This is a genomic window from Agrobacterium larrymoorei (assembly GCF_037722385.1).
Taxonomy (GTDB): Bacteria; Pseudomonadota; Alphaproteobacteria; order Rhizobiales; family Rhizobiaceae; genus Agrobacterium; species Agrobacterium larrymoorei_C.
This window is the reverse complement of sequence record NZ_JBBKAQ010000001.1, coordinates 432,091-456,379: the sequence shown is the minus strand read 5'-3', so window position 1 is coordinate 456,379 and position 24,289 is coordinate 432,091. Positions and strand designations below refer to the sequence as shown.

18 protein-coding genes are annotated in these 24,289 nt (G+C 57.2%); 3 read left to right on the top strand and 15 right to left on the bottom strand.

Annotated features, from left to right (window positions below):
* The 12 genes from WKI41_RS02030 to WKI41_RS01975 form a co-directional block, all read right to left on the bottom strand.
* Complete coding sequence (locus WKI41_RS02030) at positions 1 to 534, bottom strand: cytochrome b (protein WP_340191860.1); 534 nt, start codon at positions 532 to 534, stop codon at positions 1 to 3.
* A gap of 181 nt (positions 535 to 715) precedes the next feature.
* Positions 716 to 2,542: a dipeptide ABC transporter ATP-binding protein gene (locus WKI41_RS02025; RefSeq protein ID WP_340191859.1), complete on the bottom strand. Its 1,827-nt coding sequence runs from the start codon at positions 2,540 to 2,542 to the stop codon at positions 716 to 718.
* Between the two features lie 3 nt (positions 2,543 to 2,545).
* The gene (locus tag WKI41_RS02020) at positions 2,546 to 4,330 is read right to left on the bottom strand and encodes a gamma-glutamyltransferase family protein (protein WP_340191858.1); all 1,785 of its coding nucleotides are present in this window, start codon (positions 4,328 to 4,330) and stop codon (positions 2,546 to 2,548) included.
* 21 nt (positions 4,331 to 4,351) lie between these two features.
* On the bottom strand, positions 4,352 to 5,218 hold the full coding sequence (locus tag WKI41_RS02015) for an ABC transporter permease (protein WP_425340982.1): 867 nt from the start codon (positions 5,216 to 5,218) through the stop codon (positions 4,352 to 4,354).
* A 2-nt stretch (positions 5,219 to 5,220) separates the two neighbouring features.
* On the bottom strand, positions 5,221 to 6,168 hold the full coding sequence (locus tag WKI41_RS02010; RefSeq protein WP_340191856.1) for an ABC transporter permease: 948 nt from the start codon (positions 6,166 to 6,168) through the stop codon (positions 5,221 to 5,223).
* Between the two features lie 81 nt (positions 6,169 to 6,249).
* Entirely contained in the window at positions 6,250 to 7,761 is a 1,512-nt protein-coding gene (locus WKI41_RS02005) for an ABC transporter substrate-binding protein (protein ID WP_340191855.1), read from the bottom strand.
* Positions 7,762 to 7,825: 64 nt separating this feature from the next.
* Positions 7,826 to 8,563 carry a FadR/GntR family transcriptional regulator gene (locus WKI41_RS02000; RefSeq protein WP_340191854.1) on the bottom strand — a complete coding sequence of 246 codons (738 nt, stop codon included), beginning with the start codon at positions 8,561 to 8,563 and terminating at the stop codon, positions 7,826 to 7,828.
* A gap of 203 nt (positions 8,564 to 8,766) precedes the next feature.
* Positions 8,767 to 9,576: an inositol monophosphatase family protein gene (locus tag WKI41_RS01995; protein ID WP_340191853.1), complete on the bottom strand. Its 810-nt coding sequence runs from the start codon at positions 9,574 to 9,576 to the stop codon at positions 8,767 to 8,769.
* 29 nt (positions 9,577 to 9,605) lie between these two features.
* Positions 9,606 to 10,667, bottom strand: a complete 1,062-nt coding sequence (locus tag WKI41_RS01990) for an ABC transporter ATP-binding protein (RefSeq protein ID WP_340191852.1) — start codon at positions 10,665 to 10,667, stop codon at positions 9,606 to 9,608.
* Complete coding sequence (locus tag WKI41_RS01985) at positions 10,664 to 12,895, bottom strand: ABC transporter permease (protein ID WP_340191851.1); 2,232 nt, start codon at positions 12,893 to 12,895, stop codon at positions 10,664 to 10,666. Before WKI41_RS01985 ends, WKI41_RS01990 begins: the two co-directional genes overlap by 4 nt.
* Before the next feature lie 90 nt (positions 12,896 to 12,985).
* Positions 12,986 to 14,011, bottom strand: a complete 1,026-nt coding sequence (locus WKI41_RS01980) for an ABC transporter substrate-binding protein (RefSeq protein ID WP_340191850.1) — start codon at positions 14,009 to 14,011, stop codon at positions 12,986 to 12,988.
* A gap of 99 nt (positions 14,012 to 14,110) precedes the next feature.
* The gene (locus WKI41_RS01975) at positions 14,111 to 15,169 is read right to left on the bottom strand and encodes an ABC transporter substrate-binding protein (protein ID WP_425340981.1); all 1,059 of its coding nucleotides are present in this window, start codon (positions 15,167 to 15,169) and stop codon (positions 14,111 to 14,113) included.
* A gap of 185 nt (positions 15,170 to 15,354) precedes the next feature.
* Between WKI41_RS01975 and WKI41_RS01970 the strand changes: the two genes are divergently transcribed.
* The 3 genes from WKI41_RS01970 to WKI41_RS01960 all read left to right on the top strand — a co-directional run bounded on the left by WKI41_RS01970 (position 15,355) and on the right by WKI41_RS01960 (position 20,363).
* Positions 15,355 to 16,101: a response regulator transcription factor gene (locus WKI41_RS01970; RefSeq protein ID WP_340191848.1), complete on the top strand. Its 747-nt coding sequence runs from the start codon at positions 15,355 to 15,357 to the stop codon at positions 16,099 to 16,101.
* On the top strand, positions 16,098 to 18,227 hold the full coding sequence (locus tag WKI41_RS01965) for a sensor histidine kinase (protein ID WP_340191847.1): 2,130 nt from the start codon (positions 16,098 to 16,100) through the stop codon (positions 18,225 to 18,227). The genes WKI41_RS01970 and WKI41_RS01965 overlap by 4 nt, the downstream gene beginning before the upstream one ends.
* 132 nt (positions 18,228 to 18,359) lie before the next feature.
* Entirely contained in the window at positions 18,360 to 20,363 is a 2,004-nt protein-coding gene (locus WKI41_RS01960; protein WP_340191846.1) for a hypothetical protein, read from the top strand.
* 129 nt (positions 20,364 to 20,492) lie between these two features.
* Here WKI41_RS01960 and WKI41_RS01955 read toward each other — a convergent pair whose 3' ends face one another.
* The 3 genes from WKI41_RS01955 to WKI41_RS01945 all read right to left on the bottom strand — a co-directional run bounded on the left by WKI41_RS01955 (position 20,493) and on the right by WKI41_RS01945 (position 24,250).
* Positions 20,493 to 21,785, bottom strand: coding sequence for a diguanylate cyclase (locus WKI41_RS01955; RefSeq protein WP_340191845.1), 1,293 nt, complete (start codon positions 21,783 to 21,785; stop codon positions 20,493 to 20,495).
* Between the two features lie 161 nt (positions 21,786 to 21,946).
* Positions 21,947 to 23,104, bottom strand: a complete 1,158-nt coding sequence (locus WKI41_RS01950) for a CobW family GTP-binding protein (protein WP_340191844.1) — start codon at positions 23,102 to 23,104, stop codon at positions 21,947 to 21,949.
* 111 nt (positions 23,105 to 23,215) lie between these two features.
* On the bottom strand, positions 23,216 to 24,250 hold the full coding sequence (locus WKI41_RS01945) for a D-alanyl-D-alanine carboxypeptidase family protein (RefSeq protein WP_425340980.1): 1,035 nt from the start codon (positions 24,248 to 24,250) through the stop codon (positions 23,216 to 23,218).
* Positions 24,251 to 24,289: the final 39 nt, after the last annotated feature.

Sequence of the window (24,289 nt, the reverse complement as noted above, 5' to 3'; positions counted from 1 at the left end):
TTAAAGAATGCGGTAAAGCGTGGCGTCCCGGCGGATCAGGTGGTGAAAGATCACAGCCAGCATGTGTAACGCTAGCAACGCCAAAATGATCCACGCGCTCCACTCGTGGATTGCCGAAAATGTCGGCGCGACGTCTGGAGATTTTCCAATCGGGCTCCAGACCGGCACCAGTCCGAACCACTGCAGGGGAAAGCCATGGGCATTCGTGGCAAGAAAACCCGACACCGGCATGATGATGAGGAAAAGATAGAGCAGACCATGGACCGAGTGGGCCGCTATCCGCTCCAACGCCGGTCCTTCTATCTTCGGCGCCGGTTTGTATAGCCTCACGCCAACCCTCAACAACATCACCCAAAGCACAAGAAATCCAAGGCTTTCATGGATGAGGTAAAAGTCGAGCTTCACCTCGTCCTTGACGAAGCCGATCATCAATCCCAGCGGCCATGTGAGGAAGACCAGGATGGCAACGACCCAGTGCAGAATTCTTGCAGCGGGGCTGTAACTTAGGAAATCCGGTAGCGATCGATCACTCATCCCTGAAACTCCTCCGAGGTTGAGCAGCATAATGCCACAACGGAGTCAGCCAAGGATAGTTCTCGCTGTGGCAGGAGGTGATGCCGGCGTCAGCCCGACAACTGTCCCTTCACAAATCATCAAAAGTGCAAGCGTGACCCCTCGTCATGTCACGCTCATTCTCTTGTTCATCATAGCCAGGTCAAGCGAGCACGAGATGCCCTGGCGAAACTTCACGATACTCTCGCGTCGGTGCGACATAACCGACATTGCGAACCGGGCTTTTCAGCTCTTCGACACCGGCATTGCGCCGAATGCCGCGGCGGGCTGGGTCTGGCACGGGCACCGCTGCCATCAGCTTCTTGGTGTAGGCGTGTTGTGGGTTGGCAAAGATTTCCGTGCGCGGGCCAATTTCGACGATCTCTCCAAGATACATCACCGCCACCCGGTGGCTGACGCGTTCAACAACCGCCATGTCATGGCTGATGAAGAGGAAGGCGATTTTGAACTGCTCCTGCAGATCCATCAGCAGATTGCAGACCTGCGCCTTGATCGAAACATCAAGGGCGGAAACGCTTTCGTCGGCAACGATGACCTTTGGATTGAGCGCCAGAGCGCGGGCAATGGCCACCCGCTGACGCTGCCCTCCTGAAAATTCGTGCGGGTAGCGATCCATCATCGTTGATGACAACCCGACCCGCTCCAGAAGATCGGCGGCCTTTCGACGCGCATCTGATGGCGATGCGATGCCGTGCTTGATCATCGGCTCTGCCACGGCCGAACCCACCGTCATGCGCGGATTGAGACTCGAGAATGGGTCCTGGAAGATCATCTGCACGCTTCGACGTAAAGCACGCAGGTCCGTCGGACCGAGCTTCAGCACATCGTAACCGTCGAGAGAGACCTGACCGGAGTAGGGCTCCACCAAACGTGTGATTGAGCGACCCGTCGTGGACTTGCCACAGCCAGACTCGCCCACCAAGGACAGCGTCTCTCCTTGAAAAAGGTCGAAGCTGATATTCTCTACAGCGTGCACCGCGCCCGTCACGCGTCCAAAAAGACCGGAGCGAATGGCAAAGCGCGTGACAAGGTTCTTGACCGAGAGAACCGGCGTGAGACCACCCTCTACAGTGTCCGCGACCTCGACGCTCTCGCCTACGTCCCCCGTTTGCATATCGACCTTGGGGAAGCGTAAAGGTCTGCCATGCCCATCCATCGAACCAAGTTTCGGCACTGCGGCCAACAGCGCGCGTGTGTAGGGATGCTGTCCGCGGTGGAAGATATCAGCAGTGTCGCCGGTCTCAACCTGATCGCCACGGAACATCACGATGGTGCGATCGGCAATTTCGGCGACGACGCCCATATCATGCGTGATAAAGAGGACCGCCATGCCCTCCTCTTCCTGCAAGGTCTTGATCAGATCGAGGATTTGGCCTTGGATCGTCACGTCGAGAGCGGTTGTCGGCTCGTCGGCGATGAGAAGCTTCGGTTTCGACGCGAGCGCCATGGCGATCATCACGCGCTGACGCATACCGCCGGAGAACTGGTGCGGATACTCGTCGAAACGGCCCGCAGCATTGGGAATGCGCACCTTTTCCAAAAGCCGTATCGTCTCTTGCCTAGCCTGCCCCTTGGTCATCCCTTTATGCCGGATCAGCACCTCAGAAATTTGCCGCCCGATGGTGAAGACCGGATTGAGCGAGGTCATCGGCTCCTGGAAGATCATCGCGACATCGTTGCCGCGCACATGACGCATCTCCTGCTCGGAAAGCGAAAGAATGGCCTTGCCGTTAAGTTCCACCTCACCTTCGATCCGGCTCACCAAGGGATCGAGTAGCCGCATCAGCGACAGCGAGGTAACGCTTTTGCCCGAACCACTTTCTCCGACAATGGCGACCGTCTCACCCGCTTTCACTTCGAAGGAAAGTCCGCGGACCACTGTCTTCCATTCGTCATCGACCTTAAACGAGGTCGTCAGATTTTTGACCCGCAGTACTGTTTCTTTAGAGATCTGCCCATTGATACTCATGGCTCATCTCCCCACAGCATAGGCCTGCATCAGGCGTGGTGTTGCCGCCGCGCGCAGCAGCCCATCCTGATCGCGTCGCGCTGCCGTCAGACGACCAACGGTCCAGGGCTGGGCAGGCGTCACGTCATGGCCGCGGCTGCGCAACTCGCGCAGCGCGTCTTCACCGACGCTGGTCTCGATCATCACGTTGCCCGGCTGGCGAGTGCGTGGATAGAAAGATCCCGGGAAGTGCGATGTATGGAAGAGCGGTAGATCGATCGCTTCCTGCAGGTTCAAACCGAAATGGGCATAGCGAAGGAAGAAGGAAAGCTGCCACTGGTCCTGCTGGTCGCCACCGGGCGTTCCGAATGCGAGCGTCGGGCGACCCTCGAAGAGGGCGAGCGACGGCGTCAACGTCGTGCGGGGGCGCTTGCCGGGCGCAAGTGACGTCGGAAGACCCGGCTTCAGCCAGAACATCTGCGCGCGTGAATTCAGGCAGAAGCCGAGTCCCGGAACGATGGGCGAGCTTTGCAGCCAGCCGCCGGACGGTGTGACCGAGACCATGTTGCCCTCACGGTCGATGACATCGATATGAACCGTATCACCACGCTTTTCTGTCAGATGCGACATGGTCGGTTCATAGACCGCACCGATCCCTTGCATGGAGTTGAGCATCGAAAGCGTCAGATCGCGCTGGTTCTCAAATCCCGGCACCAGTCCCGGACGCAAGTCCATAGATGCTGCGTCCGAGATGAGTTTTCGGCGCTCATCATTGTAAGCGTCCGACAGCAAGGTCTGCACCGGCACCTGCGCAAAGTCCGGGTCTCCGTAGTAAACCTCGCGGTCGGCATAGGCGAGTTTCATTGCCTCGACGACGGTGTGGACGAAATCCGGACCAGCCGGGTCCATCTTGCCGATATCGAGGCCTTTCAACAGCGCAAGCGATTGCAACAGGACCGGACCCTGCCCCCACGCGCCGGTCTTGGCAATCGTCCAGCCATGATAATCATAGGTCGTCGGCGCATCGATGGTCGCCTGGTAGCCCGCCATGTCATCGGCGGTCAAAACACCCTTGTGTCTAGATCCGCTCGCATCCATCACCTCGGCGTCAGCCAGGTAATCGGCAATCTTCTCGGCAACAAAGCCGCGATAGAATGCATCGCGCGCCGCCTCGATACCGGCTTCACGGTCACCTTTGGCTTCAGACTCCTTGACGATCCGCTTCCAAGTTTCGGCAAGCACCGGATTCTTGAAGCTCGACAGCGGCTGCGGCACGGCACCTCCAGGCACCCATGTCTCGTAAGACGTTGGCCATTCGGTTTCGAAGAAATGCGCCAGGCCTGCAATCGAGGCAGAGACACGCGGCAGAAGTGGATGGCCGTTTTCCAGATAGTGAATGGCAGGCTCCAGCACCTCGCGAACACTCATCGTGCCGTAATCGCGAAGCATCAGCATCCAGCCGTCGAAGGCACCGGGAATGACGGTTGCCAGTAGGCCATCGCCAGGGATGATGTCGATGCCCTCTCCCTTGTAGTGCTCGATGGTTGCGCCGGCAGGTGCCGGGCCCTGCGCACAGATGACCTCGACCTTGTCCTTCTTCTTCGAATAGATCACCGCGGGCATATCGCCGCCGGGACCGTTCAGATGTGGCTCGAGAACCTGGAGTACGAAGCCCGTTGCCACGGCAGCGTCGAAAGCGTTTCCGCCCTTTTCGAGAATGCTCATGCCGACAGACGACGCAATCCAGTGCGTCGAGGTGACGACACCGAAGGTACCGAGAATTTCTGGGCGAGTTGTGAATGCAGTCATGAGATCAGTCCTTCGGGAATGTCAGTGTTCGCGCGGATCGAGCGCATCCCGCAGGCCATCGCCCAGGAGATTGAAACCGATCACAACGAGGAAGATTGCAGCACCGGGCCACATGGCCATCCATGGTGCTTGCGAAAGATAGTTTTTCGCAACGTTCAGCATTGAGCCCCAGCTAGCCGCTGGCGCCTGCTGCCCAAGGCCGAGGAAAGACAGGCTGGCCTCCGCAATGATCGCGGTGGCCACCGTCAATGTCGCCTGGACGATGATGGGCGGCACGATGTTGGGCAGGATGTAGCGCAGCATGATATCATGGTGACCGAGCCCGATGGAGCGCGCTCCTTCGATGTAGTCCTCGGTCTTGACCGCCAACACCTGAGCGCGCGTCAGTCGGATGAAGATCGGCATGGCAGAGAGACCAATGGCAATCATCGCGTTGGTCAGGCTTGGGCCGAGGAAGGCAGCAAGCGCGATCGCCGTGATCAGGAACGGCATCGCCAGAAAAGCTTCGGTGATGCGCGAGATTATCTGATCGAGCCAGCCGCCGAAATAGCCGGAAACCAAGCCGAGCGGCACGCCCGTGATGACGGCGATGAAGACAGAGACGACGCCCGCCATCAGCGAGGCCTGCGCGCCCCAGATCATCCGCGAGAGTATGTCGCGGCCAATATCGTCTGTGCCAAGCCAATGAGCCGCGGACGGCGCCTTTCGGATGGCGCTCCAACTCGTCGCGTAAGGATCTGCGATCGGCAGAATGGGTGCAAGCAGGGCCACCAGTCCGAAGAACACGATGATGACGAGACCGGCGATGGCGCTTTTGTTGCGCTTCATCTTTTTCCAGGCGCGGTTTTGGGAGCGCTGGGCAACTGGGGCAGTTGTCTGGGCCGTCATACTCATATCGCAGTCCTCATGCGTGGATTGAGGAGAACCGTGACGACATCCGCCAGAAGGTTCATGAGGATAAAGCCGATCGCAGTGCACAGCACTACGCCCTGCACCACGGCATAGTCTCGGGTGAAGACAGCATCGACGATGAGCTTTCCGAAGCCAGGAATTGTAAATATCTGCTCGGTCAGGACCGCACCCGCTAGCAATTCACCGAACAGCAGCGCTGCAAGAGTGATGATGGGCAGAAGCGCATTCCTAAAAGAGTGGCTGAGAACCACCTGCCAGTTTGAAAGGCCCTTGGCTCTGGCGGTGCGGATATAGTCCGATTTCATCACCGAAAGCATCGCCGAGCGCGTGTGGCGCATGAGTGTTGCGGCCAGCGCATTGCCGAGAACGAAGGAAGGCATGATCATGGTCTGGATCGAGCGCAGGGGATCAACGAAGATCGACTCATATCCCGATGCCGGGAGCCAGCCAAGTTGCACTGACACGAGAAGGATCAGCATGATGCCGAGCCAGAAATTCGGAATGGAGAGACCGGAGAGCGCGACGATGTTCGATACGTAGTCGATCCACGTGTTCTGCTTGACCGCCGCAAGAATGCCGATCGGAACGCCGATGATCAGGGCAAAGAACATAGACATGACAGCAAGCTGGATCGTCACTGGAAGCTTTTGTCCAATAAGCTCAAGAACGGGCTGATTGGTCCTGAGCGAAACGCCGAAATCGCCCTGAACGACGGAGCCCAGCCAATAAAAATACTGGTACACGACAGGATCGTTCATCCGATATCGTTCACGCAGCAACTCAATGACCGCCGGGTCACGTTCTTCACCCGCCATCGCCAGAATTGGATCACCCGGCAAAAGCTTTTGCAGCGAAAAGACAAAAATCGAAATGATCAATAGTGTCGGTATCGCAACCAACAGCCGCTTGCCGATATAAATGTGCATGGTGAAAATCCTCGAAAGCCGGGAAGACCGGAGAGTGGTGCAGCCACAACGCGCGGTGCCTGCACCCGAATTATCAAGGGCTTAAGAGCCTTTCTTCACGCCTGTCAGACGGATCATGCCGTCAGACGATGGTGTGAAGCCAGTCACAGCTTTCGATGTGGCGTAGAGATAGGCCTGGTGGCCCAGATAGATGATCGGCAGATCATCATCGAGGATCTTGGTGGCCGCATCGTACTTCTGCTTGCGGACCGCGTCGTCAGTGGAGGCGCGCGCTTCGTCCAAAAGCTTGTCGACTTCAGGATTGCAGTATTTGGTATCGTTGATGCCGCCCTTGCAGGTGACGAACTGATGGATATTGCCATCCGGATCGGAGCGACCCGACCAGTCGGAACGCGACAGCACGTAGTTGCCCGCCGTCTGTTCCGAAAGCAGCGTCGCGAACTCGGTCGCTTTGAGCTTCACATCGAAGCCTGCTTCCGCCACCATGGCCTGGATGACCTGCATCATCTGCGTCTGGGTGGTGTTGTTGGCGTGCTGCAATTCGATTTCATAGCGCTCGAAGCCAGCTTCCTTTATCAAGGCCTTGGCCTTCTCCACGTCGCGCGCCGGCACCGGAACATCCTTGTTGTACCAAGGGCTCGTCGGCGGCCATGCCTGATTGCCGGCCATGGCGGTGCCTTCGAAGACGACCTGGTTGATCGCCTCGCGATCGATGGCAAGCGAGAAGGCCTGGCGAAGACGCTTGTCTTTGCCAAACGGGTTATCAGCACGCGCACCGTTGGCGATGTTGGCGTAGAGAGCAAGATAGCCGGGGCCAACGACTTCGCCATAGGTCAGCTTCGGATCTTCCTTCACCGAGGCGGCGTCGGAGGCGGAGATACGTTCTGCGAGGTCGAGATCGCCAGCGCGAAGATTTGCCAGGCGAACCGTCGTGTCTGGGATCGGCAGGAACGTCACCTTGTCAAGAAAGATGTTATCCTTGTTCCAGTAGTCAGCGAATTTTTCCAGCACGATACGATCCTGCTGAACGCGCTCAACGAACTTGAAAGGTCCGGCGCATACCGGCTTGGATCCGAAGTTTGCGCCAAGCTCCTTGCCGGCCTTGGGCGAAATCATCATCCCCGCGCGGTCAGAGAGCTGGGCCAGCAGGCTGGCATCAGGCTTCTTCAATGTGAACTTGATCTGATACTCGCCGGTGGCTTCAACCTTGGCAACGGACGCGAGCTCGCTTTTGCGCCGCGATTCCGGCATCGTCATGTTGCGTTCGATCGTATAGACGGCTGCCTCGGCGTTAAATGGCGTGCCGTCGTGGAAAACGACGCCTTCACGCAGATCCATTGAGAGCGTGCCGCCATTGTCGCCCCATGCCCATTTCGTAGCAAGCTGCGGCACCACGGCAAGGTTGTTGTCGAGATCTACCAGCTTATCGCACATGCTGGTATAGACGAGGCGGCCGACAAAGGTGCGCGACTGGGCTGGATCGAGCACGTCGGCATCGTCCTGCAAGCCAATTCGAATATCCGCGGCGAAAGCCGACGTGGAGAGCAACGCTGCGGTCAGCAAAGCGGCGGAGAATTTGGTGATCTGTCTCATGTCGTTCTTCCTCTGGATGGTGTTCAGGCAGCCGGTGTTCCGGTTCATGCCCCGGTGATTGGTGTCAGATCTCTCCCTTTGATCCGTGATCGAGATGATCCATCGATGTCTGGCGAATAAGGCGCTCCTGCAGTGTCAGGAGGTGATTACGCATGGCTTCACCAGCCCTGGACGGATCGCGAGCCGCGATCGAGTCGATGATTTCGTCATGCTGGTCGCGCGATTCCATCAGCGTGTCATCAAGTCGGCGTGCACGGTCGCGCACAGCCTGCCACGACGGATCTTGGCGCACGCGATTGACGACATCGAACAGTGACAGAAAAAGCTGATTGCCCGCGCTTTGCGCGATCAGGCGATGGAGGGAGCCGTCCCAAAGCTCTCGCCAATCGGCATCGGTGCGCTCGTAGATCTTGGCGGAGGTCTCTCGCATGCGAAGGATGTCGGAGGGTTTGGCACGCATGGCTGCAAGCTGCGCCAGTTGCGGTTCGATGCGAAGCCGTACCTCCATGATCTCCATGAAGTTGGTCCCTGGAACGAGGCTTGCAGCATGATCGCCCCAGCTATCAGGCTTCTGTCCGAGAAAGGTACCAGCACCCTGCCGACGCCAGATCAAACCTTCCGCTTCGAGCACTTCCAACGCCCGCCGAATTTCTCGGCGGCCCGCACCAAGGCGCTCGCTCAGCGTACGCTCTGTTGGCAATTTTCCATCGCGTCCGAAGGCACTTACCGCAATAAGCTCACGTAGCCGTTCAAGCGCATAATTGGCATTGTCGGGGGCTGCAATGTGAGATTTCTCGTTCATTGGTTCGTACCAATTGCATATTGGTTCAATGAATGCGCAACCCGGCCTTTCGTCAAGCTCAAAATTTGCTCACGCGAAAATTTTATGCAGAAAAGATGACGTGCTAGCGGATTTCCCGAAGACGGGAAAGTAAAAAGCAGCGCCGTCGTGATGACGATCGCTGCTTCCTTTAGACTCCGAACAACTATCACGCCGAAGCGATATCAAACCGTCAAACTGGATTGATGAACGTCGACAAGCTCTTGGAAACATGAGATATTACCGGCAAGAACCGGCTGGCCTTCGAAGAGCTTTTCGCCCACCAAAGAGAAAGGCATGAACTGGCCACCCGCCTCTTTCACCAGGCAAAAACCCGCCATGCAATCCCAAGCCCTCATGTGAGGCTCGTAATAGCCAACCAGGCGACCAGCAGCCACATAGGCCAGCATCAGTGCACCGGAGCCGTTGCGGATGAAATTGCCGCCCCGCGCCATGACGTCGGCAATGATGCGACCAACTCGCTCTGGCGTCACGTAGTTATTGCAGCCGATACCGGTCAGAGCGTTCTGGATGTTCCTGGACGGGTCGAGCGTTAATTGCTTGCCGTTCAAGGTCGCGCCATGTCCTTGAGCGGACGCATATGTCTCGTCGGCACACGGGACCCGGATAACGCCAATGACCGGCTCACCGTCCCGAACCACGGCAATCGAAACACACCAGCTTGGCATGCCATTGACGAACGGAGCGGTCCCATCGATCGGGTCAACCACCCAGGTGTAGCCAGAGACGCCATCGTCGTATCCATGCTCTTCGCCAAGAAAACCGTCTCCGGAGAAGGCGGCAGCTACACGGTCCCGCAACATGGTTTCAACATTGCGATCTGCGATTGACACCACGTCCTGCAGGTCCCTTTTGGTCTCGATCACCAGGCTGTCGCGCTTGTTAAAATAGTCGAGTGCCATTGCGCCAGCCTCGGCCGCCAATTCTTTTGCCAACGCAAAGCGCTCTTCGAGGCCATCATTCCGTTCTGTCATTTCCAGTGTCCTTGATCAATCTGCGATGTTTACGCGTCTATGAGCGCTATGCCACGGTTTTTAAAACTCAGTGTGACGTCGCTGGTTTCGTTCACCATCTGGTTCATCTCGTGATCGACGATGAAAAGAGTGCCAACTTCCGTTTCGACTTCATATTCCAAGTGCCCGCCAAGATAAGCAGTGTGCAACACGCGTCCCGGCATCCCGGCCTCGCCCGGCCCACCGATCCGGATAGCCCCTGGACGAACGGCAAGCTTTGCTGCGCCCGCCCGCGGCTGCCTGCTTGGAATGCGATGTTCCGTCTTGCCAATCCGAACGATCGCTTCCTCGCCCGCTTGTGAAACCACTTCGCAGGGCACAACATTCGCCTCACCCATGAAATCTGCAATGAAGGATGATGCTGGCGCTTCGTAAAGCTCGCGCGGTGCTCCTGATTGGGCGATCTGACCCTCCTTCATGACGATGATGCGATCGGAGACCGCCAGTGCCTCATCCTGATCGTGCGTGACATAGACTGCGGTAAAGCCGATACGCTGTTGCAGCTCGCGAATATCGGTACGGACCCGTCGGCGCAGGCGCGCGTCAAGGTTGGACAATGGCTCGTCGAGCAGAAGCACCTGTGGCTCCAACACAAGTGCTCGCGCAACCGCCACGCGCTGCTGCTGACCGCCAGAAAGTTCTGCCGGCAACCGGTGTCCCATGCCCGCGAGTCCGACGAGGCGTAGCCCTTCTTCCGCCTTGTCGCGCGCCTCCTTCTTTTTCAGCCCGGACGACTGCAGGCCGTAGGCGACGTTGTCCAGCGCGCTCATATGAGGAAACAGTGCGTAGGACTGGAACACCATCGACACATCACGCTCATTGGCGGGCAGCATGGTGACATCCTTGCCGCCGATCAGGATACGGCCGGAGTTCGGATGTTCGAGGCCAGCAAGCATTCGAAGCGTCGTCGTTTTCCCGCAACCGGACGGACCGAGAAGCGTGACGAGCGTGCCCGGCTCGATGGTTAGAGATAGATCCGGTATGGCAGTAAAAGCGCCGAAGGTCTTGCGAACATTCTGAAAAACGACTGAGCCGGGTTTGACGGTGATCATGCGGCTTTCTCCTGAGGATTGGGTAGGGATGGTGCTTGGGGAACGCCAGCCACGCGGTTTTCACGGCGAAGGCGTCTTTCCCCAACGGCAAGTTGGAAACCAGCGATGACGGTGATCATGACCACAATCAGCATGGACGAGTAGGCAATCGCCACGCCGTACTCCCCGTTTTCGACAAGGCCGACGATGTAGGATGTCGCCATGTTGTACTGGGCGCTGACAAGGAAGATCACAGCGCTGATGGAGGTGATGGCGCGCACGAAGGAATAGACGAGTGCTGCCCGTATGGCCGGACGAAGCAGCGGCAACACCACGAGCCGTATGGTGCGGAAGCTGTTTGCGCGCAGCGTCATCGAGGCTTCATCCAGGCTCTTATCCAACTGGCTCATGGCCGCGATGCCACCGCGCACGCCAACCGGCATGTTGCGGAAGACGAAGCACATGATCAGGATCAGTGCCGAGCCCGTCATTTCGAGCGGCGGCAGGTTGAACGCCATGATGTAGCTGACGCCGATGACCGTTCCGGGAATGGCAAAGCTCATCATCAAGGCAAATTCGAAGAGATTGCGCCCAGCAAATTTCTGCCTGACGATGATATAGGCTGTCAGCAAGCCGACCGCTGCTGTCAGGGGTGCGGCAATGAGTGCGATTTCCATCGTCGTCCAGAAGGAGTTCCAGGCAACGCCCGTCCACGCGATCGAGCCGTTGCTGATGCTGACGGAAAAAGCGCGAACATAGTGATCGATCGTCAGCGTGTTATCCAAGCCCCAGGTTTTCACGAAACCACCGACGAGGATCATGCCGTAGATGACGACAGTAAAGATCATCCATGGAACGACGAGTGCATGAACCGCAATCGACATCGACTTCGGCAAAGCGACATGCGCACCACTATCTCCCTTGCCCGTCACCGTGGCAAAGTTCTTGCCGGATAGCCAGAGACGCTGCGCCAGGAAGGCGGAGAGCGTGAAGCAGAGCAGCACGATCGCAAGCACGGCTGCGCGCGATGGATCGTTTTGTGACCCAACCACTGCAAAGAAGATTTCGGTCGAGAGAACGCCATGGCTCCCACCCAGAACCAGCGGGTTGCCGAAATCGGCCATGCTTTCGATGAAGCCGATCAGAAACGCATTGGCGAGGCCAGGTTTCATCAGCGGCAGCGACACCCGCCAGAAGGTCCGCCAACGGTCGGCGCGGAGCGTCTGAGACGCCTCTTCCATGGAAGGGCTTACCCCTTCGACAACGCCAATGAGGACGAGGAAGGAGATGGGCGTGAACGAGAGCACCTGGGCGATCCAGATCCCCGTCATACCATAGAGCCATCGACCAGGCTCCACCCCGAAGACGCTGGACATGAATTCCGTGACCACACCGGCACGCCCGAAAAGCAACGTCAGTGCAAGACCGATGACGAAGGGCGGCGTGATGATTGGCAACACCGTCAGAAGACGCAAACCCTTCTTGAAAGGAAAGCGTGTTCTTGTCGCTACCAGCGCGAAGGCAAGACCGAGTACGGTGGAGCCAGCTGCCGTCATGATCGCCAGAAACAGGGTTCTCCATGCCACACCGCAACGATTGCCGCCCATGACGCAGTCCAGGCTCCAAATCCCCGGATCGCGCATGTTGCGGATGAAGCCGTCCGGATTGAAGGAGCCGTCAAAGTCCTGAAGGGCACCGACCATCATACTGCCGATGGGATAGAAGACGAAAACGCCGACGAGAAAAATCAGCAGCGAGATGCAGGAAACGATGAAGGCATCGCCCTTCATGAATCCCCGCTCGGCAAGCCCGAAGGAAATAAACAGGACGAAGACGAAAGCCATCGTCACAGCACCTGCGCCCATGGAAGGCTGGCCGTCCGATAGAGCGCCGAAGACACCTTCAGTCGCTTGCCACGTCCAGCCGGAGAACCCGATTGCCAGGCCCTGAAGAATAAGAAAACCAAGCCCGAGGTTGCCCGCGATCACCAACAAGGCGCCGCGCTTTTCGATGTCTGGGATGGCCCGTGCTGTTGCTCCCAAAAGGAAAAACGCAAGCACGCCGAACAACCAGACGCGACCTTCCGAAATCATCTGCAGAATGCCAGGGGCAACCGCGCTGGACAGCGGGAAGTCCGCCAGCCAACCGAGGCCGAAGAAGCCGCTTTCGATGCGGTACCAGGGAACAAGCACAAGCGCCGCCAGTCCCAAGACCAGAACAATGTCCAGCCTGCGATTGCCATGGGTCATGGTCAACCTCACAAATTTGAGTGTGTCGGAAAGTGGCCGCCTTCATCTACCGATTATCGGAGACGAGATGAAGGCGGCAAGAGGGAATGATCAGTTGGCGGCTGCGCCGACCTCCTTGTCCCAGCGTTCCAGCAAGGCCTTGCGCTTTGCAGGATCGCCATAGGTCTTGAAGTCGTAGTTGATCAGCTTGATATCTTCAAAGCGCGGAGCTTCCTTCGGAATTTCAGCATTCTTGTTGGATGGTAGCTGGAATGACTTGGCATCCTTCATTCGAGACTGCACATCGGCCTGCAGCGCCCAGTCGTACCAAATCTTGGCATTCTCCATATTACGCGCGCCCTTGACGATCGACATCGAGCCGATCTCGTAGCCGGTGCCTTCGCAAGGAGCGATTGACTTGACTGGGAAACCTTCCGCCGTTTGCGCAACAGCATCATGCATGAAGACGATACCAAGCGCTGTCTCACCGCGTGCAGCAGCCTTCACCGGCGCCGAACCGGACTTGGTGTACTGGGAGATGTTGCCGTTCAGCTTCTTCAGGTAATCGAAAGCCTGATCTTCTCCCATGATCTGCACGAGCGAAGCGAGTGCCGTGTAAGCCGTTCCTGAAGAGTTCGGGTTCGCGATCTGGATTTCACCCTTCAGCTGTGGATCGAGCAGGTCTGCCCAGCACTTCGGCTCCTTGAAACCCTTCTTCTTGAAGATGTCGGTGTTGTAACCCCAGCCGAGAGCACCGGCATAGACGCCGACCGTCTTGAAGCCGGCGCTTTCTGCTTGGTTCTTTGCCCAATCCTGGAGTTGGTCCAACATCTTTGATTTGTATTCAAGCGTCAGGTTTTCCGATGCTGCCTGCAAATGCGGATCGCCGGTACCGGCCCACCAGACATCAGTCTTCGGATTGCGCGCCTCGGCACGGATTTTGGCGTATGCTTCGCCAGATGACATGCGTACCATGTTGACCTTGATGTCGTGGCTCTTTTCGAAGTCGCCTTTCATCTGCTCACAGATGACCACATCTGCAGCGCAAATGAGGTTGAGGTCACCGGCCGCATGGGCGGGCACGCTCATCAGAGTGGTTCCTGCCAGAAGCAGGCTTGAAATAAGAGTCAGTCGCATGTTTTCCTCCATGATTTGCGTCTGAATTCCGATCTATTGGACAAGGCTTCGCCGTTCGGCGTGCTGTCGCTGCCGTCTGTCCCTATTAAATTCGCTCGGTTATTGGCTGGGCGGATGGACTTCCGTATCGAACCTCGAAAGAAGCCTGCCTCTTTCCTCCACAGTGCCAAATGTCGCAAAGTCGTAATCGACCATCTTGATGAGCGAGAGGTCGGGTGCTCCCGGCGGCAAGACGGCCTTTGCGTTGGAGGGCACCTGGTTTTGTCCGGCAGCAGCACCCGTCGCCTGCCCTTCTGGGCTCAGTGCGAAATCCACGAAACGCCTTGCCGCGTCCCTGTTCTTCGCACCACGAACAATGCTGACTGCGCCGATCTCATATCCTGTGCCCTCGCAAGGGGCGACAATGACGAGCGGGGCGCCTGCTTCCTTCTGTGTCACTGCATCGTGCATGAAGGATATCCCGATCAATGCCTCTCCACGTGCAGCGGCCTTTACCGGTGCGGATCCGGCCCTGGTATAATCGATGACATTGCGATTAAGCGCCGCCATGTAGCTGAACGCCTCGTCCTCACCGAAGAGTTGCACGAGCGTGGCAAGCATGGTGAAGGCCGTTCCCGAATAGTTGGGATTGGGCATGACGACCTTACCGCGATAAGCCTCGCTGATTAGGTCCTTCCAGCAGGTTGGTGCCGGAAGCCCCTGCTTCTGTAAGAGTTCACCATTGTAGGCAAAGCCGAGCGCGCCGGCATAAATTCCCGCTGCCTGTCCTCCCGACATGGCAAAGAAGTTCTGAGCCCAGGGTAGCACCTCCCTCTCATTTGCCGATGCATAAGCCTCAAGCAGATTCTCGGACGCTGCCTGCAGATGCGTGTCTCCGGTGCCGCCCCACCACACATCAACTGTCGGCGCATCCTTTTCTCTTCTGATCTGATCGAGAACTTCGCCCGTGCTCTTGCGCACCATGACGGTCTGCACGCCACTTTTAAGCTCGTAGGCGCCCTGCATTGCAGCACACCAAGCTTCGTCGGCGGCGCAAAGGACGCTCAGCTTTTCGCCGTCCTGTGCCAAGGCAGCGCCGCCAACCCAAAGGATCAGCCCGGCGCTAAGTGCCGCAAGCAGTGATTTCAATTGATCCTCCCTGGAACCTCCCCGTTCCATTCTTGCCGACAAGAATGGCACAACCGGGCGCCTGCGCAATCGCAGAATGGTTACCGATTTTTCAACGATCGGACCCTTCCGGGAAATTCCGTTACGAATGTTACAAATCTGACAGGCTCGGTCATCATCGACCTTTTGAATAATCCTGCGCTCTTGCCTATGATCGGTGCCGGGAGGACTTCAATTTGCAAAACAATCGGATCAAGATTCTGATCGTCGAGGACGATCCGGATATGGCAGAATTGATTGAGGATCTTATCGAAGCCGAGGGGTGGTTACCGACCGTCGTCCATTCTGCCGAAGACGCAACCACAACCATAGAGCACGGGCAGTTTCATATCGTTCTGCTCGACCACAATTTGCCCGGCATTTCCGGAAGGACATTTGCACAACGCATCCGCACGACCCTGGGGCTCAATGTCGGCATCCTCATGGTAACCGCAGCCGGCAGCGCCACCGAACGGGTTCTCGGGCTCGAGACAGCGGCTGACGATTATGTCGTCAAACCCTTTGAGCCGATCGAACTGACCGCCCGCATCAAGGCAGTCCTTCGCCGCATCGCACCATCGCTAAAGGTGGAACGGGAACCGGAGCGCGAACATGAGGCAAGTTCTTTGCGCCTTGGTGACTGGGCGATCGATCTGGCGGCGCGACGCGCGCTCTGCCTTGCCGATCGCAGCAAGACGTTAACCAGCGCTGAATTCGCTCTTCTGGAAATATTGGCACAGACGCCGAACAAACCGGTAAGCCGGTCGCAGATTCTGGATCGTCTCGGTGCGGAAAGTGATCGCTTTATCGATCGCAATGTCGATGTGCTCGTGCTACGCCTGCGCCGCAAGATCGAACGCAACCCAGACCTGCCCCAGCATATTCAGACACGGCGGGGGAAGGGATATGTCCTGCACACCGAAACCGCAGAGCCACCATTGTGATCGACCGGCGCTTCCTCCAGTCCATTGCGTTCCGGCTACCCTTCGCCATCGTCTTCATTTGTTCATCGGTCTTCCTTCTCTCGGCCGTGGCGATTTACGGTCTGCATAAAGCCAAGACTGAGATGGCGGCCTATAGCCTGCAGGCTTTTTCCAGTCTCGCCAGAGCATCGCTGGTTTCTCGCCAGGTTGCCGATCTGGTGTCCAGTGCACCTCTCCTGATGAACGCCACGTCCCCATACCGGGTCTCCAGCGAGAGCCGAGCGGTCGTAGCACAAGTCGATGCGCTTCTTCAGACGATTGCGCAGTACAAGCACGGAGAAAGCCAGAACAGTCTTCCCAATAACGACATCGTCAACCTCCTGCAGTCCATTCGCCAACAGACCATGTCGATTGCAGCGGATGCCGACGCTGCACAACAACACAAGGCGGAGGCGGCTGCAGCGCTTGGCCAGATTGCGACCCGGCAAACGGTTAGCGAAGACGCGCTTCGCCAGCGCCTTAACGCCCTGGTGCAGGCCGCTGCGAACTCTGCGAGCCTGTTCCAATTGGGCGAATTGCAGCGCCGTTTCACAGCAGAAACCGGCTATTTTATCAATGATCCGGCAGCGGCTCAGCAGGTCGGCAATGAAGGACTTGCGCCTTACAAAAGCGTCTTCGACGCGCAGACGCAGTATCTTCTGGAGATGTTCTCCATTCAGTCGTCCGTGTCAAAACTCCACACAGTGTCCCGTAAACTGTCTCACGCGACCGAAACGCAAAGCGGCGCGGTCGCCCAGAGACTGACCGATGGGCTTGCTTCCGCATCGGCGGCGCTGACGCGGTTGATCATCATGGTCGCGATCGCGTTTCTCATCGTCGTCATTCTCTCCACCTTATCGATCCGATCTGTCATGCGGGTATCGAGCGGCATTACCGCACTCTCAACCGGCATGAACTCGCTTGCCAAAGGTGAGCAGGATGTCGCCCTTCCCGCTTATAGAGGCTCGGAAACCGAGCTAGTGCGTCTGTCGGATGCATTCCACGCCTTCAAGGACAGTGTCGATCGCGTCTCGCGTCTGCGCCGCACGGCTGAAGCGGCTGCTAGAACGATCCGCTCGACGTTCCGCACGATGAATGAGGGTATCGCGCTCTTCGACCCGACAGGGCAACCCATCACCATGAACAGGCGCGTCATTGAGCTTGTCGGCAGACGGGGTGGATCGTCACGAAGGTTGTCGCTGCGCAGATTTGTCGACACGATCCCCTCGATAGATCCGCAACTGTTGCCACATGGTTCGGATCCTGGAACGCTTGCAAATCGGATCATCGCGCGTCATCGCACCGATGATCAGCAGGTCACGGAAATTGCCCTCTCCCGCCAGCCAGATGGTGGCATTGTCATCCTGGCGCGTGATGTCACAGCATTTGATCGGCAGGAGGCTGAAGCAGCGAAGGCGCAAAGGCTTGATGGCATCATGCGTATGACCCATCAACTGAGCCATGAAGTCGGCAACATGATCGGCATCATTACCGGAAGCCTTGGACTTCTGGAGCGCGAAACGGGGTTTAGCGAGCGTCAACAGCGCAACATCAACCGGATCCGCAAGGCAGCCAATCGTGGGCGTGAACTTGCCAGCAGCATGCTCTCAATCGGCAGTCAGCAACCCATTCGTCCAGCCTCGGTCGACATTGGTGCTCTTCTGCGCGCCATGATGGATGTGCTTGAAATTGCTGTTGGCCCCAACAACGAGATTACGCTTGAAATCGAAGACGGTTTGCCCAAGCTCGCACTGGACGCCGCCCTCTTCGAACAATCCATTCTCAACCTCTGCCTTAACGCGGCTGCCGCTTTGCCCAATGGCGGCTCGATCCTCATCTCGGCGCGGATGTTGGATCAAGACTTGGAAGTGTCGGTCGAAGACAATGGCCACGGCATGGATCAGGACGCGATCGATAGGGCTTTCGAACCTTACTTCACAACGCGCACCCAGCAGGGCGGTACAGGCCTTGGTCTGGCTATGGTTTACGGCTTCATGCGCCAGAGCGGCGGCGATGCGAAGATCACCTCAAAGCCTGAGCAAGGTGTTCGCGTGGCGCTCACATTTCCAATCCGCCTCAGCGATCAAAACAGCGACCACGCGCTTTGATCCGAAGCTACCGCCAACGACACTGGCACTCGCGCAATATGTTGTCACAGCAAGGCTTTTGCCCCTTGCCTCGCTACTTTGACGTACCTAAGAAGTCGTGGATCGCAATTTACGCCGGAGAGGACAGGCAACGTGGAAGAAGCAAACACCAAGACCGGCAGCGGAATGAAAAAAGCTCTGTGGGCGGCAACAGCGATCATCGTCATCATTGGCGCGGGCGCGGTCGGTGCCAAGATGTACTACCAGAAGCAGGTCGAAAAGATGATCGCCGAAAGAGGCGCGACGGCATCCTCCGTCGAGGTCGATTTTCTAGGTAAGCTGCACATTCGGGAGTTGGCTCTACCTTTGGAGACGGGTGACAAAATCCGGGTCGCTGCGGTGGACGGACGACCGAAGCTACCCTTCTTGGACGGCGTGTTGGAACTGAGCAATATTTCTCTTGATTTTCCGAAGACCAACATTGTCATCCCCAACGCTCGCATCGAGAATGCGGAAATCCAACGCCCTTCATCGGAAGAAGGAAAAGTTGCCGATATTTCGCTATCAAAGCGCATCGAACGCCTCTCAGCAAAGCGCATCTCCATCCCTGAGTTGACGCTCTCGCAATCCATCGCAAACATTGAGCAGAAGATCGTTTACACCAACGCCGTCCTTTCGGATGTCGCTCAGGGGCGGATCGCTCAATACACCATCGACAAGTCAAATATCGATACTAGTTTAGCTGCAAGCGGCAGCAACGGCGCGTCTCAACCAAAGCCAATGACGATGTCGACCGGCGCGATAAAAGGCCAGGACATCGACGTCGCTTACGCCGCAAGGCTCTACACGGATGTAGCTGGTCCGAACGAAACGGAGGCGAAACAGGTCTACGGCCCTCTCTCCGTTAGTAAGGTGTCTATATCGGATCGCTCAGGCGGATTTAGCTATGAGGAACTGCGAAGCGACGGTTTCAGCGCTAAAATGCCGGCTCAACCACTTGTCGAAACGCTTGCGGCAATCACGGCAGTACAAAACATCGACGATCTCACACCGCAGCAACGCCAGGAATATTTCGGCAAGGTCCTTTCGATCTTTGGTATGATCGGTAAGAGCAACATCCAGTTGATTGGTCTCAAGATCGACACGCCGGAGAAGGTTGAAGGAAAGCCAGACAAGCCATCGATCTCGACTATTGATCGCATTGAGATGCAGATCGAGGGCTACAAGACAGATTTTGGCCTGCACGGACTGTCGATCGTCAATGGTGAAGACAAGGTCTTGATGGAAGAGGCGAGCATCAAGGGATTTGATTGGACCTTACCCGCAGAGGGACTTTCTAAAGCCGCTGCGCTTGAACCTGACGAGTTAGCGACTTTCCCGTACAGACAGTTCCTGCCGACATTCGAACGGCTCCGCATTGGCGGTTTGGATATCGATACCTCGGCACCCGAGAAGACCGACGAGCCCGCGACCGGCAATCCCGAGCGGATCAAGTTCACGCTCAAGAACTTTGAAACAGTGTTGAAGAATCCGATCAACGGCATCCCGACCGATTTCGAAAACAAGATGGAAGATCTGGTTATCCCGATCCCGGAAGGTTCCTCGGAATTTGTCGAGGCGCGCGCTCTCGGCTTGAAGGAATTGACACTCTCCTATGCGCTTTCAAGCGCATGGGATGAAAAAAACAGCAGCCTGGCAATTCGTCAAATCTCTGTCAGCGGCAAGGATTTTGGCCGAATCGAACTCTCAGGCCTGTTGAGCGGGATCACCAAAAACTTCTTCTCATATGACGTCGCCAATGCTTACGCAGCGCTTTTCAGCGTGATGGGTCGTGAGATCAAGTTCACCTGGAAGGATGAAGGTGGGGTAGCACTCCTGACCAAGCTCTACGCCTTGGAAAATGATATCAGCGAAGCACAAGCGCGCACGACCTTGACGCTGGGTGCAAGCTTCTTGCTGCAACAGGTTGCCGCCGAGCGACCACAGTTAAGAGGCGCGACCGATGCACTTGCCGCCTTCGTCCTCAAGCCAGGCACCCTCACCGTCACCGTCAAGGCGAAGAACCCGAACGGACTGGGAATTTTCGATCTCGCCGCAGCATCGCAGGATCCTCTCGTTCTCCTCGACAAGGTCGATATCCAGGCTAAAGCGGAATAATTGAAAAGCGGATCATGAAGGGCGCGTCTGCTACGGCGCGCTCTTGCTTCCTGCAACCGTATGCAACGGCTTTTCAAAAAGAGGCAGAACTCGCTCAATCGAGCTATTTCCACTCACAGACGTCGCAGGTCATTGCGTGGCGGCAAGAAGACTCTTAGCTTGCAAGTTCCACTGGTCTTTGCCGGCAGCTTTTGCCTTGTAAAGCAGAGCATCGGCATCGGCTAGCAGTTCGTCGAGGGATATCTTGGCGGGTGTCCAGACGCCACCGATCGTGGCGCGAACGTCGACAGTTGCTCCACCGATCGCGACTGGTGCGCGCATTCCTTCTACGACACGGGCTGCGACTTGATCCGCGACGCTGAGATCTCCCGCAACGACGATCACAAACTCATCGCCGCCCGTTCGACAGACCAAATCGTCGGCGCGAACGTCCTGCTCCAGGCGTTTAGCGGTTTCCAGCAGCACCTTGTCGCCCGCGGAGTGACCGTGGACGTCGTTCACGGTCTTGAAGCCGTCAAGGTCCATTAGCAACACCGTCCATCCAGATGACGATGGGAGCAGCGGATAGCGCATGGCAAGACCACGACGATTGAGAAGACCGGTAAGGGCGTCAGTTTCCGAGCGGCGCTCGAATTCCTTGAGCCGCAGGTGCTCGTCGGTAAAATCGATGGCGACACCGACAATCCTTCGGGGCGTGCCATCCGGGTTGCGCAGGAGACGGCGGTCGCAGCGCATCCATCTCTCGCCAGAGACCGTGTTGAGACGATACTCCGCACAGGAGTGATCGACTTCGCCAGACAGGAGAGGCGTCAGATCGGCGGAAGCCATGTCGTTTGGATTGACCCGAGCCAGATAAAGCTCAAGATCGAGCCGTGCCGCCTCCGGTCCACCAATAAACTGGGCCAACCGTTCGGAAGTTTCGAAACGGCCAGCTGACACATCCATGTGCCAGAACCCGCCGCGCACCGCTTCCATGGCAAGTTCCAGTTGGGCCGCCTTTTCGGCCAATTGGCGCTCACTTTCCTTCTGCGCTGAGATATCCTGCACCTGGGACAATAGCTGCACGACGTTTCCAGCCGCATCCCGCATTGCCGTCAGATGGATCACCACATGGACGACCGTGCCGCCTTGATTGATGTAGCGCTTTTCGATGGAGTAGCCATCTTGCGCACCGGCGATGACAGCGTTGAACAGCGTCTCGTCTGCGTCGATGTCGTCAGGATGAGCAAAATCCGTAAAGGACATGCCCGGAAGCATCTCGAGAGGAATTCCGACAAGTCTGGAGAAAGCTTGGTTCGCCCGGCGAATGCGGCCGGTGACATCGTGAAAGACAATGCCCACGGGGGCGTGTTCGAAAGCGAAGTCGAAAAGCGCCAAGCGGGCTTGCGCATTCTCTCTCAGCCACTGCGCTCCTCTGTGCAAAATCTTCTCCTAGAACCAAGTCAACTGCCTATTAATTAGTAGGCACGAATGTATTTGATTCAAGCACAAGAAATCATGGTCTAGTCTCATCACCATTCATGGGACGAGATACAATACGCTGCACGATGCGTGAAATGCTCGTGAGCTCGTCGGTTTCGGCGCTAGAACGTCATGCCCGGGACGGCGAGTGGATTATCTGTCATCGCCTGGCGATCCGGCCTGTCGATTGTTGCCGCGCCCGTAAAGGCCGCAAACAGATCCTTGACGAACTCCTCACTCAAGTCCTTGGTGATGAGCACCATGCGCGTGCGGCGATCTTGAGGGTCGGGCCAGGCTTGCAGGCGCTGCGGCGGATGGAAGATCGACTGCACGCCATGCAGAACGAGCGGTCGATCCGGATTGTCCGACAGCGCAACGATCGCCTTCATGCGCAGGAGCTTTTCCCCATGAGCAGAGCGCAACAAATCCACAAACATCTCGATCGCCATCGGATCGATGGGCCGATCATGCATGATCGAGAAAGACCGGATCGAAGCGCTGTGCCGGTTTACATCGTGGTGGTGATGATGGTGGCCGTGATGATGATCATGGTGCGCATGATCGTGGTTGTGGTTGTGGTCATCGTGATGATGATGGTCTTCGTCAAGCGCTGCCTCTTCACCCAGCCAACGGCTGACGTCGGCGCTCTTGCTGGCGAAGTCGTAAAAACCATTGTCCAAAAGAACGGCTGCGCTCCAATTTTCCTGATCGCCATCTTCAATCGCCGCACGGGGATTGAGATCGGTCAGACGAGCAACGAGTGTGCCAACCGCATCCGCAGAGCCAAGCTTTCGCTTCGTCAGTACCAGACGATCGGCAACGGCCACCTGCTTCACGGCCTCCTCGTGATGATCAAGCGTCGAGGCACCGTTGACCCCATCGACCACCGTGATCACGCCGTTCAACATGAAGTTCTGCGCAATGACTGGATTTCCCATGATCGACTGCATCACTGGCGCCGGATCGGCAAGCCCAGTGGTTTCGATCACCACCCGCTTGACCGGCTTCAACCGTCCCGTCTGGATGCCATCCATCAACTCGGCCAGCGTATCGACCAATTCCCCGCGCACCGTGCAGCAAAGGCAGCCCTCGGCAAGCTCGATGATGCCATCGCCCGAACGCTCCACCAGCAGGTGATCGATGCTGACATCGCCGAACTCGTTGATGATGATCGCCGCATCCGCCATGTCCGGGTCCTTCAACAACCGGTTCAGCAAGGTCGATTTGCCGGCACCAAGAAAGCCGGTGAGAATGGACACGGGGATCCGTTCGAATGCCATAAGGCACCTTTTCGTTATAATGTTACGATGAGCACTTATAGCACCAAACGCAGGTTGGGAAAGCCGGGTATAGCCTCAACGGCTTTGCCGTTTCCAGACAGATCCAAAGCGTTAGAAAGCTGGACGCGGGGTGGGAATTGGCACATTGGCCATTTCGCTTGTGCCTTTGCCCTTGGTATCAGCCACCGCCACGGGTTCCGTGCCGGGAATTAATCCCGCGAAAGAGTAGACAGGCGGGCGCGTCATTTCGCGAACATAGGGCGACTTGATGATCATACGGCCTGCCTCATCGCGGCTTTCGCTGCGAACTTTGGCGGCCTTCGGGTTGCAGATTTCCTTGCTGATGTCGTTCACCGCAAGTGTATCGCCGTAAGGGGCGAGAGAGGCAAGAGACACGCCCTGCCCCGCTGGCGACGTCAGGCCAAGCTGCAGCAACTCGGCGGATTCATCGGTCCGACCGGCAAGGCTGTCGGAGCCGAGAACCACGGAAATGACCTGCCGTCCGTCCCGCTTGGCGGAAGATACCTGATTAAAGCCGGACGCACAGATAAAGCCGGTCTTCATGCCATCTGCACCCTCGAAGCGACCAACCAACATGTTGTAATTGGCGTAGTTCTTCTTGCCTGTCGTCACACCTTCCAGCGAGAAATACCCCGCATAATCAGGAAACTCCCGCTTGATGATGAGCGCCAAGAGCGCCAGATCGCGCGCCGTCGTGTATTGTCCAGCGCCGGGAAGGCCGTTCGGATTGATGAAATGCGTCGACGACATGCCCAGACGCGCGGCTTGAGCATTCATTTGCGCGACAAAATTGCCTTCGGTACCGCCGACGGTTTCGGCAATTGCGACAGCGACATCGTTGGCCGATTTGATCAGCAGCAGCTTCAGCGCGCTATCGAGCGTAAGCTTCGAACCCGGCTTGAAATACATCTTGCTGGCCGGCTGATCGGAGGCATGCTTGCTGAAAACAACGGGCGTATCGGGGCTGAGCTTTCCGGACTTCATGGCGCTGAAAGCAATATAGGCCGTCATCAGCTTGGTCAGCGATGCCGGGTACCATTTGCGAAAAGCCTCCTGATGCGCGATCACCCGACCGGTTTTGACATCCACCACCATCTTGGGATTGGCCTCAGCCAATGATGTCATTGCCAGTATACCGGCAGCCGCGGCGGCAACGGTTTTCGA